This is a genomic window from Nocardiopsis metallicus (assembly GCF_014201115.1).
Classification (GTDB): Bacteria; Actinomycetota; Actinomycetes; order Streptosporangiales; family Streptosporangiaceae; genus Nocardiopsis; species Nocardiopsis metallicus.
This window is the reverse complement of sequence record NZ_JACHDO010000001.1, coordinates 4,564,772-4,578,155: the sequence shown is the minus strand read 5'-3', so window position 1 is coordinate 4,578,155 and position 13,384 is coordinate 4,564,772. Positions and strand designations below refer to the sequence as shown.

The following is a 13,384-nucleotide window of genomic DNA, read 5'->3' as shown; positions in this document are numbered from 1 at the left end:
AGGTCAACGGCATGCGGCGTTCCCACGGAAGTTCTCAGACCACCTTCCGGACCGAGACCCTCCTGGGAACCGCATTTGACCACCACACTCAACGTCGGGATCCTCGCGCACGTCGACGCGGGTAAGACCAGCCTCACCGAGCGTCTGCTCTATGACGCCGGTGCCGTCGACCGGCTCGGCAGCGTCGACTCCGGTGACACTCGGACCGACACCGGCCGGATCGAACGCGAACGCGGCATCACCGTGCGTACCGCCGTCGCGCCCTTCCGGGTCGGCGACACCCGGGTCAACCTGATCGACACCCCCGGACACGCCGACTTCGTCGCCGAGGTCGAGCGCGCCCTCTCGGTGCTCGACGGGGCCGTCCTGGTGCTCTCCGCCGTGGAGGGCGTCCAGGCCCATACCCGTCTGCTCATGCGCGTCCTGCGCGAGATGCGCCTACCGGTGCTCCTGTTCGTCAACAAGGTCGACCGGGGCGGTGCCGACCCCGAGCGCGTCCTCGCCCAGATCCGCCGCCTCACCGGCCGAGCCCTGGCCCTGGACAGCGTGCGGGACCCGGGCACCCCAGGGGCGCGCACGGTACCGCTCGCCTGGGACAGCCCCGAGTTGGCCGCCCGTGCGTCCGAATTGCTCGCCGAGGAGGACGACGCACTGCTGGCCGCGCTGGTCGACGACCGGCCGCCACCGCTGGGCACAGCCCTGCGGGAGAGGGTCCGCGACCAGGTCGGGCGCGGGCTCCTGTATCCGGTGCTCTCGGGCTCGGCGATCACAGGAGAGGGCGTTGACCTGCTTTCCCGGGCCCTCACCGGACTGCTGCCCGCCGCACGGGAGAGCGGCTCCGGGGAACCGCGCGGGACGGTGTTCGCGATCGAGCGTTCGGCATCCGGGGAGAAGACCGGGTACCTGCGGCTGCACTCGGGGGTCCTGCGCGTGCGGGACCGGGTGCTGTTCGCGCGGTCCGACCCCGAGGACGGCGACCCCCACCAGGGGCGCATCACCCACCTGGAGGTGGTCGGTGCCGAAGGCGAGCGCGGACGTGCGCTCACCGCGGGCGGGATCGGGCGGATCCGCGGTCTGCCCGAAATGCGGGTCGGTGACCGGCTCGGGGCGTCGACCGCACCGGTGAACCTGGTCCGCCCGGCCCTGGAATCGATCGTGCGCCCGGTCGGCGAGGGCTGCGAACACCGGCTGCACGCCGCGCTGCGCGCGCTCGGGGACCAGGACCCGCTGATCCGGCTGCGTACCGTGCCGGGCGGTGGCCTTTCGGTCCTGCTCCACGGTGAGGTGCAGAAGGAGGTCGTCGCCGACACCCTGGCCACCGAGTTCGGGGTCGAGGCGGTTTTCGAACCCAGCAGCGTCGTGCACACCGAACACCCGACCGGCACCGGCACGGCGGTGGAGGAAATCGACTTCGAGCGTGAGCTCGCCGGGCCGATCGCGGTCGGGTTGCGGGTGGACCCGGGGGAGCGCGGCAGCGGTGTGGTGTTCCGCCGGGAGACGGAGTTGGGCGCGCTGCTCGCGGCCCAGGACCGCGCCGTCGAGGAGACCGTGCGTGACACCCTCGGCCAGGGGCTGTACGGATGGCCGGTAACCGACTGCGTCGTGACCCTCGTGCACAGCGGTTACGTCCCACCGGTACCCGTCGCGCTCTTCCGGCTGCTCACCCCGGTGGTGCTGATGCGCGCACTCGACGCCGCCGGGACCCGCGTGCACGAACCCGTGCACGCGTTCGAGGCCGACGTCCCCGGGGACGTGCTGGGCGCGGCCGTCTCCCACCTGCACGGGTGCGGGGCGCGGGTATCCGGCACGGAGCGGACCGCCGGAGGATGGCGGATCAGCGGTGACATTCCCGTGCGCGGGATCGACGCCTTCCGGTCCCGGCTGCCGGGGATCTCCCGGGGCGAGGGGGTGTGGTGGACCCGGTCAGCGGGGGACCGCCCGGTGCGGAGAAACGCGCCCCGCCGGGCCCGCACCGACGGCAACCCGCTGAACCTGAACGAGTACCTGGTCCATCTGGGCAACGCGGGCCGCGCGGGGACCGGAGGGTAGCGGCATCGGGGCTAGACCGGACTGGACCAGTGGGCCTGGCGGGACGGACTCACGGCCGGGGCTTTGGAGGATCACACCGAGGTCAGTGCCCTCAGTTGTCGTGGGATCACAACAATCGGGCACCGGGTCGTCTTCTTTTCACGTGCCCTCCTTCATGTGGACACCCGTGGCAGTCATGATGTGGCCGCGTCCGAACCCCCTGAGAACCCCCGAAATCCCCGACCACACCGGAGAAAACGGAGCAGGCGTGTCCCCAACACCGTCCAGACCCACATCCCCCACTCCGGCCGACCCGGCCCCGCCGCGGCGCTCCCTCGCTTCGGCATCGGCGGTCGCGGCGGTGGCCCTGGGCGCGAGCCTCATCGCGCCGGTGCCCGCCCTGGCAGCCGCTGAACACCCCGTGATCAGCGAGGTCTACGGCGGTGGCGGCAACAGCGGGGCTGAGCTGCGGCACGACTTCGTCGAGCTGGGCAACCCCACCGAAGCCGACGTCGACCTGTCCGGGTGGAGCGTGCAGTACCTGCCGGCGCAGCCCGGCGCGTCCACCCGGGTCCAGGTGACCCCGCTCAGCGGCAGCGTCCCCACCGGCGAGCACTACCTGATCCGCCAGGCGGCGGGCGCGGGCGGTACCACCGAGCTGCCCGAACCGGACGACGCCGGGAACACGAACATGTCGGCCTCCGCCGGGATCGTGCTCCTGGTGGAGGGCACCGACCCGGTCGAGTGCCGCACCGCCGCTACCTGCGCCGAGGACGAGTCGATCATCGACGTCGTCGGCTACGGCAACGCCGCGGTCTTCGCCGGGTCGCCCACCGCCGGTACCAGCAACACCACCTCGACCTCCCGCGACGCCGCGTTCACCGACACCGGGAACAACTCCGCCGACTTCTCCACCGGCGAGCCGACCCCCACCAACAGCGCGGGCGAGACGGTCGAGGGCCCCGGCGGCGGCGACCCCGAGGATCCGGTCGAACCCGGTGAGCTGCGCATCCACGACGTTCAGGGGACCAGCCACACCTCACCCCACGTGGGCGAGGAGGTCTCCGGCCTGCCCGGTGTGGTCACCGCGGTCAACGCCTTCGGCAGCGCTCGGGGCTTCTGGTTCCAGGACACCGAGGGCGACGGCGACCCGCGCACCAGTGAGGCGCTCTTCGTCTTCACCGGCTCCACCACCCCTGACGTCGCGGTCGGCGACGAGATCCTGGCCGCCGGACGGGTCAGCGAGTACCGCCCCCAGGCAGGCGCCCAGACCATCACCCAGCTCGACCGGGCCCGCTGGACCACCCTCAGCCGGGACAACGACCTGCCCGAGGCGGTCCTGCTGGAGGCCGACACCCTCCCTGAGGCCTACGCCCCGGATCACGGCGGTGACATCACCGAGCTCGAACTCCAGCCGGACAAGTACGCCCTGGACTTCTGGGCCGCTCACGAGCACATGATCGTCCGGGTGGAGGACGCGCCCGTCGTCGGAGCCACCGACGGCTACGACGCCCTGTGGGTGACCACCAAGCCCGACCGGAACCGCACCGCCAACGGCGGGGTGCGCTACGGCTCCTACGACGACCCCAACAGCGGCCGGGTGAAGATCGAGTCGCTGCTGGACCGGGAGGTGCGCCCCTTCCCGGAGGCGAACGTCGGCGACACCCTCGCCGGGGTCACCGAGGGCCCGGTCTACTACAGCCGGTTCGGCGGCTACGTGGTCCGCGCCACCACCCTCGGCGAGCACGTGTCCGGTGACCTGGAGCGCGTGCCGGTCCGCGACACCGCACGGCACGAGATCAGCGTCGCCACCTACAACGTCGAGAACCTCGGCGGCACGGACGACCAGGCCAAGTTCGACGCCCTGGCCGAGGGCATCGCCGACTACCTCGCGGCGCCGGACATCGTCGGCCTGGAGGAGATCCAGGACAACAACGGTCCCGTCGACGACGGGACCGTGGACGCCGACGTCACCCTCGACCGGCTCGTGGCCGCAGTCGCGGCCGCGGGCGGGCCCGAATACGAGTGGCGCCAGATCAGCCCGGAGGACGGCCGGGACGGCGGCCAGCCCGGCGGCAACATCCGCAACGCCTTCCTCTTCAACCCGGACCGCGTCCAGTTCGTGGACGTCGGGGGCGGCGACGCCACCACCCCCGTCGAGGTCGTCGAGGGTGAGCGCGGGGCCGAACTGTCCGTCTCCCCGGGCCGCATCGCCCCCCAGGAGGCGGCCTGGAACTCCAGCCGCAAGCCGCTGGTCGGCCACTTCCGCGCCCTCAACCGCGACGTTTACGTGGTGACCAACCACTTCAACGCCAAGGGCGGGGACCAGCCCCTGCACGGCGTCAACCAGCCGCCGAACCGGGTCACCGAGACCCAGCGCCACCAGCAGGCCACCCTGGTCCGCGAGTTCGCCGACGATCTCCTCGCGGTGGACCCCGAGGCCAACCTGGTGGTGATGGGTGACCTGAACGACTTCCAGTTCTCGACGACCCTGGACATCCTCACCGGCGACGGCACCCTCACCAACCCGATGGTGGACCTGCTGGAGCCGGACCAGCGCTACAACTACGTCTTCGACGGCAACTCCCAGGCGCTCGACCACATCCTGGTCAACGGCGTACTGGCCGGGCGGGTCGACTACGAGATCGTGCGGATCAACTCCGAGTTCCACGACCAGGTCAGCGACCACGACCCCCAGGTCCTGCGGATCGACACGCGCCGCAGCACCTCTCCGGGCCGCGGTTAGCAACGGACGCACCACCCGATGGGTGAACGGGGCGGGCACCGGATCCAGTGCCCGCCCCGTTCGCCCGTACCGGCTGTGCCCCGACACGTCGGGCGGGTCGCTCGTCGGGGCCGCCACGGCCCATATCCTGGGAGGGACCGCAGCGCCCACCTCAGGAAGCGATCGATGAACGTACTGCTCACCGGCGGCGCCGGGTACATCGGCACGCACACCGCTGTCGAGCTGATCGAGGCCGGGCACGGGGTCGTGGTCGTCGACTCCCTCGTCAACAGCCACGAGGAGGCCCTGCGCCGCGTGGAGCGGATCACCGGTCGCACGCTCGCCTTCCACAAGGCGGACTGCACCGACCCCGAGGCGATGCGCGCGGTCTTCGCGGCGCACGACATCGACGCCGTCATCCACCTGGCCGGGCTCAAGGCCGTGGGCGAGTCCGTCGAGCAGCCCCTGCGTTACTACCGCAACAACCTCGACGCCCTGCTGACCCTCTGCGAGGCCATGGACGAGGCCGGGGTGCGCGACCTCGTGCTCAGCTCCTCCGCCACCGTCTACGGCGACCCCGAGACCGTGCCGATCACCGAGGACGCGCGGCTGACCACCACCAACCCCTACGGCAGCACCAAGCTGTTCGCCGAGCGGATCCTGGACGACCTGGCCGCCGCCGACCCGAGCTGGCGGATCATCTCCCTGCGCTACTTCAACCCGATCGGCGCGCACCCCAGCGGCCTGATCGGCGAGGACCCCCAGGGCGTCCCGAACAACCTCTTCCCCTACATCGCGCAGGTGGCGGCCGGGCGGCGCGAGCGGCTGAACGTGTTCGGCGACGACTACGACACCCCCGACGGCACCGGTGTACGCGACTACCTGCACGTGGTGGACCTGGCGAAGGGCCATCTCGCCGCCGTGGACCATCTGGCCGACGCCTCAGGACACCGCGTCTACAACCTCGGTACCGGCCAGGGAACCTCGGTCATGGAGGGCCTGCGCGCCTTCGAACGCGCCACCGGCTCGCCCATCCCGCACGCGGTGATCGAGCGCCGCCCCGGTGACATCGCCGTCTGCTACGCCGACCCGGGCGCCGCCACCCGCGACCTCGGCTGGAAGGCCGAGCTGACCGTGGACGACGCCTGCCGGGACGCCTGGCGCTGGCAGTCCGCCAACCCGAACGGCTTCGCGGGCTGAGAAGCGGCCGCCCGGCCGGGTGCCGGGCGGCACACCCGTCGGTGCCTTCCGACCGTGGTGAACGGCCTAGACTGGACGGACATCCACATTTTTCTGCGGAAGGTCCTCCGTCGTGTCCGTTGGTGCTGACAGCACGTTCGACACCGTCCTCGTCGTCGACTTCGGTGCGCAGTACGCGCAGCTGATCGCGCGACGGGTCCGGGAATGCCACGTGCACAGCGAGATCGTGCCCTCGACCATGCCGGTCGAGGAGATGCTCGCCAAGAAACCCAAGGCCATCATCCTCTCCGGCGGCCCCTCCTCGGTGTACGCCGACGGGGCCCCGGCCGTGGGGGCCGAGCTGTTCGAGACCGGGGTCCCGACCTTCGGTATCTGCTACGGCTTCCAGGCCATGACGCGCGCCCTGGGCGGGGTCGTCGACAAGACCGACCTGAGCGAGTTCGGCCGCACCGAGCTGACCGCCAACATTGACTCCGTGCTGTTCGAGGGCCTGCCCGAGGGCCTGAGCGTGTGGATGTCGCACGGCGACTCCGTGGTCCAGGCCCCGGCCGGGTTCAAGAGCACCGCCAGCACCGCGGGCGCCCCGGTCGCCGCCTTCGAGGACACCGAGCGCCGCCTGTTCGGCGTGCAGTTCCACCCCGAGGTCATGCACACCGAGCACGGCCAGGACCTGCTGCGCCGCTTCCTCTACGAGGGCGCGGGCTGCCGTCCCACCTGGACGATGGTGAACATCGTCGAGGAGCAGCTGGAGCGCATCCGCGAGCAGATCGGCGACAAGCGCGTCATCTGCGCGCTGAGCGGCGGCGTGGACTCCGCCGTGGCCGGTGCCCTCGTGCAGCGCGCCGTCGGTGACCAGCTCACCTGCGTGTTCGTGGACCACGGCCTGCTCCGCAAGGGCGAGGCCGACCAGGTCGAGAAGGACTTCGTCGCGATCACCGGCGCCAAGCTGAAGGTCGTCGACGCCGAGGAGCGCTTCCTGGGCGCGCTGGCCGGGGTCACCGACCCCGAGGAGAAGCGCAAGATCATCGGCCGCGAGTTCATCCGCATCTTCGAGCAGGCGGCCCGCGAGGTCGTCGCCGAGAGCGGCGACGACGGTTCCGAGGTCGAGTTCCTGGTCCAGGGCACCCTGTACCCGGACGTCGTCGAGTCCGGCGGCGGCACCGGCACCGCCAACATCAAGTCGCACCACAACGTGGGCGGCCTGCCCGACGACCTCCAGTTCACCCTGGTGGAGCCGCTGCGCGAGCTGTTCAAGGACGAGGTGCGCAAGGTCGGCGAGGAGCTGGGCCTGCCGCCCGAGATGGTGTGGCGCCAGCCCTTCCCCGGCCCCGGCCTGGGCATCCGGATCATCGGCGAGGTCAACCGGGAGCGCCTGGAGATCCTGCGTGAGGCCGACGCCATCGCCCGCGAGGAGCTCACCCGCGCCGGTCTGGACCGCGACATCTGGCAGTGCCCGGTGGTGCTGCTCGCCGACGTCCGCTCGGTGGGCGTCCAGGGCGACGGCCGCACCTACGGCCACCCCGTGGTGCTGCGCCCGGTCAGCAGCGAGGACGCGATGACGGCCGACTGGTCGCGCGTGCCCTACGACGTGCTCGCCCGCATCTCCAACCGGATCACCAACGAGGTCCGCGAGATCAACCGGGTGGCGCTGGACGTGACCAGCAAGCCCCCGGGCACCATCGAGTGGGAGTAGGCACGAGCGGGAGTAGTCCGGGCGGGAGCGCCGCGAGGCTATCCCCCGAAACGGCGGGGCCCGGCACACACGATCGCGTGTGCCGGGCCCCGCCGTTTCGGTGCGCAGAGGCAGTCTTCCGCTCAGTCCGTGGAGCCCTCGAAGACGTCGATGACGGTCGGCTGCTCGTCGGGGGAATGGGTGAGGAGCAGCTGAGCGGCTTCCTGGCTGGTCCTGATGCTGAACACCAGGTCGCCCCGGACCCGCTGCCCGGCCTGGATGGGCGACCACAGGTCGGCCCGCTCCTCGGCCGCGCTGGGGGTCTCGGCGCTGACCCGTTCCTCGTTCGTGGTCACCAGCCGCTGTTCGCTGGAGCTGAACATGATCTCGGTGTCGCCCAGGTTCTCCAGGTCCAGGTCGGCCACGCAGTACAGGCCGCCCGTGATGCGCGAACGCCCCAGAATGTTGTCGACGCAGGAGAAGTCGTTGATCGTGTACTCGACCGCCCCGTCGGGCGAGCGAGCACCGTTCTCGGCGGGCTCCGACTCGTTCGGTTCCCCGTCGCCGAGGCCGTCGTCGGGCAGGGCCGGGCCGGGCAGGGAGGTGCCCTGGTCGGGGTTGCCCTGCGAGCCGCCCGAATCATCCGAGCCGCCGAAGCTTCTGTTGGCGATCAGGACGATCAGGAGCACCACCACCAGTGTGATGCCGATGCCGCCCAGGACCAGGCCCCAGAAGAGTCCGCCCCGCCCGCCGGGTGCGGCGGGGCGGTGCGGCGGCGGGGGCACCGGGGGCACGTACGGCTGCGGCCCCCGCTGCTGCTCGGCGGGCGGCGAAACCATCGGGATGGGTCCGGTCGCGGCGGGGTGCTGCGCGGGCGGCGGCCCGGCCGGGGCGTGGCGCTGCTGCTGGCCGTGGACACCCGGGTGCGGACCGACCTGGGGGCCTCCAGGAGGTCCGGCCGTGTGTCCTGGGGAGGGGTGGCCCGGGGGCGGTCCGTGCGGAGCACGGGCGAAGTTGCCGGTCTGGTGGGCGGGCGGCGGCATCTGCTGCGGAGGGGCCTGGTAGTGGCCGGGCACCGGGTGCCGCACACCGGTCATGGTCTGGTGCGCCGGGTGGGGCATCCCGGGCGGCCCGGGGGGACCGGGCGGCATCGGAGGCAGGTTGGGCCGCCAGGACTGGTGCAGGGCGTGCGAGACCATGTCGTTGGGGTTGGAGGTGTCCTCGCCGCCCGCGAGCTCCAGGAGCAGGTCCTGCGCGGTCGGGCGGCGGCCCGGCTCCTTGGCCAGGGCGCGCGTCACCAGGCGGTCCAGCGGGCTGTCGAGGTTGCCGATCTGCGGCTCGGCGAACAGCACCCGCTTGCCCAGCGTCATCGCGTCGCCGTTGCCGAAGGGGTGCGTGCCGTTGCCGGCGAAGGCCACCAGACAACCCCAGGCGAAGATGTCCGCCGAGGTGGTGACCTGTTCCTCCAGTAGCTGCTCGGGCGCCATCCAGCCGGGGCTGCCCATCACGATGCCGGTCTGGGTGTGGTTGGTCGCGGTGTTCATCGCACGCGCGATACCGAAGTCGATCACCCGGGGGCCGGACAGCGACAGCAGGACGTTGGCGGGTTTGAGGTCGCGGTGGACCAGGCCCGTGCGGTGGATGGCCGCGAGCGCCGCGGCCACGCCCAGCGCGAAGCCGTGCAGCGTGGAGGAGTCCAGCGGGCCGTGCTCGGCTATGTGCTCGGCCAGGGCCGTGCCCGCGATGTACTCGGTGACCATGTAGGGACGGTTCTCAAACGTCCCGTGGTCGAGCACCTTGGCGGTGCAGAAGGAAGCGACCTTGCGGGCGTTCTCCATCTCATCGCGGAAGCGCGCCCGGGTCTGCTCGTCGAAGGCGAGCTCCGGACGGATGACCTTGATGGCTACCTGGTTGTTCTTCTCCGGCGTACTGCCCAGGTAGACGGTTCCCATGCCGCCACTACCCAGCTTCCCGGACAGCACGTAGGGACCGATGGTGGCCGGATCTCCGGCGGCCAGCGGTTCCAGGTTCTTCGGGAGCCCATCCGACGGCAAGCGACCCTCCCCGACGGTGTCCAAACTCCGCCTTGCCCCAAGGTAGCGGTGTTTGTGCCCTGATTCCCACTCGCGGACCGAATTGGGCCGTTCTGGGGTTGGGCGGTAACTGACATGACATTGGTGACGAGCCCTGAAGCGTGCGGCCCCGCTCTCCGGGGCGCGGGTGTCCACGCCGGTCGAAAGCGGTGAACACGGAAGGCCCCGTTCGGGGGTCTGTGTTCACGCAAGGTGGGGGTTCCTTTACGATTGGGGACTCGTGACCGTTGATACCACCGTAACCGTGCGGGTCCCCGCGAAGGTGAACCTCCAGTTGGCGGTGGGGCCCAGACGCGAGGACGGATTCCACGCCCTCGTGAACGTGTTCCACGCCGTCTCGCTGTTCGATGAGGTTACCGTCAAGGCGGCGTCTCCGCGTCAGCCGCGTGCCCTCGCGGCGTTGACCGCCACCGGCCAGTCGGAATCGCACCTGGCCAGAGTGCCGCTGGACGAAACCAACCTCGCGGCTCGCGCCGCGGCCCTCCTCGCCGAGGAGACGGGTTCCGGCTTCCCCGTGGACATCCACCTGGACAAGCACATCCCGGTGGCCGGCGGTATGGCCGGGGGCAGCGCGGACGCCGCGGCGGCCCTGGTGGCCTGTGACCGGCTGTGGGGCTGCGGACTGTCCCGTGAGCGCCTCTTGGACCTCGCCGCCCGGCTGGGCAGCGACGTGGCGTTCGGGCTGGTCGGCGACACCGCGGTGGGCACCGGACGCGGTGAGCTCCTCGATCCGATGGCCAGTCCCGCCCGCTACCGCTGGGTGTTCGCGCTCTCCACACGCGGCCTGTCCACGGCCGACGTCTTCGGCGAGTACGACCGGCTGCGCCCGGACGCTCCGGACCCGCGGTTGGACCCCGCCCTGGAGAAGGCGCTGGCCGACGGGGACGCCGAGGCGCTGGGCCGCTCGTTGAGCAACGACCTCCAGCCCGCCGCGCTGTCCCTGCTGCCCGAGCTCCAGCGGACCCTGGACGCGGGCCGCTCAGCGGGGGCGATCGGTGCCCTGGTCTCCGGTTCCGGCCCCACCTGCGCCTTCCTGATCGGCGGCGGCGGAGAGGACGCGGCCGTCGTGGCCGAGCGCGAGGCCGGCGTGGTCGCCGCGCTGCGGGCCACGGGGCTGTGCGAGCAGGTCGTCGCGGCGGACGGCGATGTTCCGGGAACCACCGTCCTCTGACCCCGATGCTGTGATGTAAATCACTAAATCTGATGCCCCGATCGCGGGGGTTTCGCCCATTGACCTCAACCATGGTTGAGGAAGAACACTGGTGGCATGACTACGACAGCCACCTTCTCCAGGTACGCCGACCTTCCGGCGCTCATCGGGCTGATGGAGGGGGACGAGAAGCACAACGGCGCTTCCAACTCCACCCTCGACGTGCTCTGGGTGCTCTACGACCGGGTCCTCGACGTCACCCCCGGCACCGCCGAGGACCCTGCCCGGGACCGCTTCCTCCTCTCCAAGGGGCACGGCCCGGCCGCCTTCTACGCCGTACTCGCCGCCAAGGGCTTCCTCGACGTGACCACCCTGCGCGGCTGGACGAGCTTCGACTCCCCGCTGGGTCACCACCCCGACCGGGTCCTGGTCCCCGGTGCGGAGATCGGCAGCGGTTCCCTCGGCCACGGCCTGCCCCTGGCCCTGGGCACCGCTCTGGGCCTGCGCGCACAGGGCATCCGCAAGCCCGACGGCACCGGACCCCGCGTGGTGGTGCTGGTCGGCGACGGTGAACTCGACGAAGGCAGCAACCACGAGGCCATCGCCGCCGCGGCACGCCTGGGCTCCGACAACCTCACCGTCGTGGTCATCGACAACGCCTCCGCGAGCCACGGCTGGCCCGGCGGGATCGGCCGCCGCTTCGAGGTCGAGGGCTGGGAGACCCGCGAGGTCGGCGGCCGGGACCACGACGCGCTGCACGACGCCTTCACCCGAACCCGCACCGGGCGGCCGCTGGCGGTCATCGCCCGCGTCCGCAACGGAAACTGAAAGCGAGCCCGGCCATGCGTGACACCTTCGCCGCCACCGTCAACGCCGCCCTCGACGACGACCCCCGGGCCGCCGTCGTCCTCGCGGCCATCTCCGCGGGCATGTTCCGCCGCTCCGCCGTCCGCCACCCCGGCCGGGTGATCGACCTCGGCATCCGGGAACAGGCGATGATCGGCGTCGCCGGGGGACTCGCGCTCACCGGCATGCGCCCGATCGTGCACAGCTACGCGCCGTTCCTGATCGAACGGCCCTTCGAACAGATCAAGATCTCCCTGGCCCACCAGGACGTCGGCGCGATCCTGGTGAGCATCGGCGCGTCCTACGACGCCTCGGAGGAGGGCCGCACCCACCAGGCGCCCGGGGACGTGACGCTCCTGGACACCCTCCCGGGCTGGACCGTGCACGTGCCCGGCCACCCCGACGAGGTCCGGGACATGCTGCGGCAGGCCATCCCCGGCGACGACCGCGTGTACCTCCGCCTGTCCGGCACCACCAACCGCGCACCCCTGCCGGTCGGTCCGCGACTCAACGTCCTGCGCACCGGCTCACCACGCTCCGCCGGGGTTGTGGTCGCGGTCGGCCCGATGCTGGACCGCACCCTGGAAGCCACCGCCGACCTCGACGTCACCGTCGCCCACACCACCACGGTGCGACCCTTCGACCGCGAGGGCCTCAGCGCCCTGACCGCCGCCGCGGGCAACGCCGACGTGCTCCTGGTCGAGCCCTACCTGCGGGGTACCTCCGCCCACGAGGTCTCCGAGGCCCTGTCCGACCGCCGCCACCGCCAGCGCTCCCTGGGCGTGGCCCGCGACACCGAACTCCGCGCGTACGGGACCCCCGCCGAGCACGCCCGCGCCCACGGGCTGGACACCGAGGGAATCGCCAAGGCCGCCAGGGACTTCTTCCTGGTGTAGGACTCGTGTCCGGAGCCCGTCCGCGGGCTCCCCGGAGGGGGCCCCTCCCAGAACCCGCCCGGGGCCTTGCGTGGTGCGGCCCCGGGCGTTCCCCGCCCGCCGCCCCGTGGTCCGGCGGGCGTCACTCCTCCAACGGGATCGTTCCTCCGGCAGGAGTCCCTAGCAGGAGTACGTCCTCCCGTCCGCGGCCTTGCCCCAGTTGCAGGTGCTCAGCGTGCCGGCGGCCTTGTTGTCGTCCTTGCTGCCCGGCGTCTTCAGCCTCAGGTCGGGGTTGCGGCCGGTGCCGTCGTTGGGCAGCACGTGCCGCGCGTAGCCCCGGTAGACGTGGTGCTTGCCGTTGGCGTCGCGGTGGTTCGTGCCGGAGCCGGTGTGCACGTAGACGACCGCCCCGGCCGGGAGGTTGTACGAGGGCAGGGCCCGGCCGTAGGTGTTCGAGGTGATGTCCGGGACGTAGCCCTTGAGGTTGACGGTCTTGTTCGTCACGTTCTTGACGATGAAGTACTCGCCGTTGAGGTTGGTCTGCTTGTTGTCCTTGACGTCGGCTCCCTTGGCGTTGGGCCGCACGTGGGTGATCATCAGTGCCCCGGTGGTCGACGCCGCGTGGGCCGGGACGGGCACCAGGAACGCGGCCAGCAGTGCTGCCGCCAGAGCGGCACGGATGGAGCGCATGGGCTCCCCTTTCGGTTCGCATCCGTCCTGCGATGCGAGCCTCCAGGGGAGGGGGCTCGTAAGCGGGGGCGCCGAGGACAGAGCAGAAGATTAGCCCCCCTTGGC

General features: G+C 71.5%; 9 protein-coding genes. 7 read left to right on the top strand and 2 right to left on the bottom strand.

Annotation, left to right across the window (positions count from 1 at the left end; translation table 11 throughout):
• The first annotated feature begins 75 nt into the window (after positions 1 to 75).
• From HNR07_RS19920 to guaA, 4 genes are all read left to right on the top strand, one after another.
• On the top strand, positions 76 to 2,049 hold the full coding sequence (locus HNR07_RS19920) for an elongation factor G (protein ID WP_184366290.1): 1,974 nt from the start codon (positions 76 to 78) through the stop codon (positions 2,047 to 2,049).
• Between the two features lie 247 nt (positions 2,050 to 2,296).
• A complete protein-coding gene (locus tag HNR07_RS19915; RefSeq protein WP_184366289.1) occupies positions 2,297 to 4,774 on the top strand; it encodes an endonuclease/exonuclease/phosphatase family protein in 2,478 nt (825 codons plus the stop codon).
• A gap of 165 nt (positions 4,775 to 4,939) precedes the next feature.
• The gene (gene galE, locus HNR07_RS19910) at positions 4,940 to 5,953 is read left to right on the top strand and encodes a UDP-glucose 4-epimerase GalE (protein WP_184366288.1); all 1,014 of its coding nucleotides are present in this window, start codon (positions 4,940 to 4,942) and stop codon (positions 5,951 to 5,953) included.
• A gap of 112 nt (positions 5,954 to 6,065) precedes the next feature.
• Positions 6,066 to 7,646, top strand: coding sequence for a glutamine-hydrolyzing GMP synthase (guaA, locus tag HNR07_RS19905; protein WP_184366287.1), 1,581 nt, complete (start codon positions 6,066 to 6,068; stop codon positions 7,644 to 7,646).
• A gap of 122 nt (positions 7,647 to 7,768) precedes the next feature.
• On the opposite strand, the gene HNR07_RS19900 is transcribed toward guaA, so the two are convergent.
• A complete protein-coding gene (locus HNR07_RS19900; protein ID WP_184366286.1) occupies positions 7,769 to 9,679 on the bottom strand; it encodes a serine/threonine-protein kinase in 1,911 nt (636 codons plus the stop codon).
• 259 nt (positions 9,680 to 9,938) lie between these two features.
• Between HNR07_RS19900 and HNR07_RS19895 the strand changes: the two genes are divergently transcribed.
• The 3 genes from HNR07_RS19895 to HNR07_RS19885 all read left to right on the top strand — a co-directional run bounded on the left by HNR07_RS19895 (position 9,939) and on the right by HNR07_RS19885 (position 12,610).
• Complete coding sequence (locus HNR07_RS19895) at positions 9,939 to 10,889, top strand: 4-(cytidine 5'-diphospho)-2-C-methyl-D-erythritol kinase (RefSeq protein WP_184366285.1); 951 nt, start codon at positions 9,939 to 9,941, stop codon at positions 10,887 to 10,889.
• A gap of 96 nt (positions 10,890 to 10,985) precedes the next feature.
• The gene (locus HNR07_RS19890) at positions 10,986 to 11,696 is read left to right on the top strand and encodes a thiamine pyrophosphate-dependent enzyme (protein ID WP_184366284.1); all 711 of its coding nucleotides are present in this window, start codon (positions 10,986 to 10,988) and stop codon (positions 11,694 to 11,696) included.
• A gap of 14 nt (positions 11,697 to 11,710) precedes the next feature.
• Entirely contained in the window at positions 11,711 to 12,610 is a 900-nt protein-coding gene (locus HNR07_RS19885; RefSeq protein WP_184366283.1) for a transketolase family protein, read from the top strand.
• A gap of 159 nt (positions 12,611 to 12,769) precedes the next feature.
• Here the strand turns inward: HNR07_RS19885 and HNR07_RS19880 are convergent, their stop codons facing one another.
• Positions 12,770 to 13,279, bottom strand: coding sequence for a lamin tail domain-containing protein (locus tag HNR07_RS19880; RefSeq protein ID WP_184366282.1), 510 nt, complete (start codon positions 13,277 to 13,279; stop codon positions 12,770 to 12,772).
• Positions 13,280 to 13,384 lie beyond the last annotated feature (105 nt).

Excerpts from the sequence above, each read along its gene's own strand:
- HNR07_RS19885 (WP_184366283.1), top strand. The coding sequence starts at position 11,711 with ATGCGTGACACCTTCGCCGCCACCGTCAACGCCGCCCTCGACGACGAC.
- galE (WP_184366288.1), top strand. The coding sequence starts at position 4,940 with ATGAACGTACTGCTCACCGGCGGCGCCGGGTACATCGGCACGCACACC.
- HNR07_RS19880 (WP_184366282.1), bottom strand. The coding sequence starts at position 13,279 with ATGCGCTCCATCCGTGCCGCTCTGGCGGCAGCACTGCTGGCCGCGTTC.
- HNR07_RS19890 (WP_184366284.1), top strand. The coding sequence starts at position 10,986 with ATGACTACGACAGCCACCTTCTCCAGGTACGCCGACCTTCCGGCGCTC.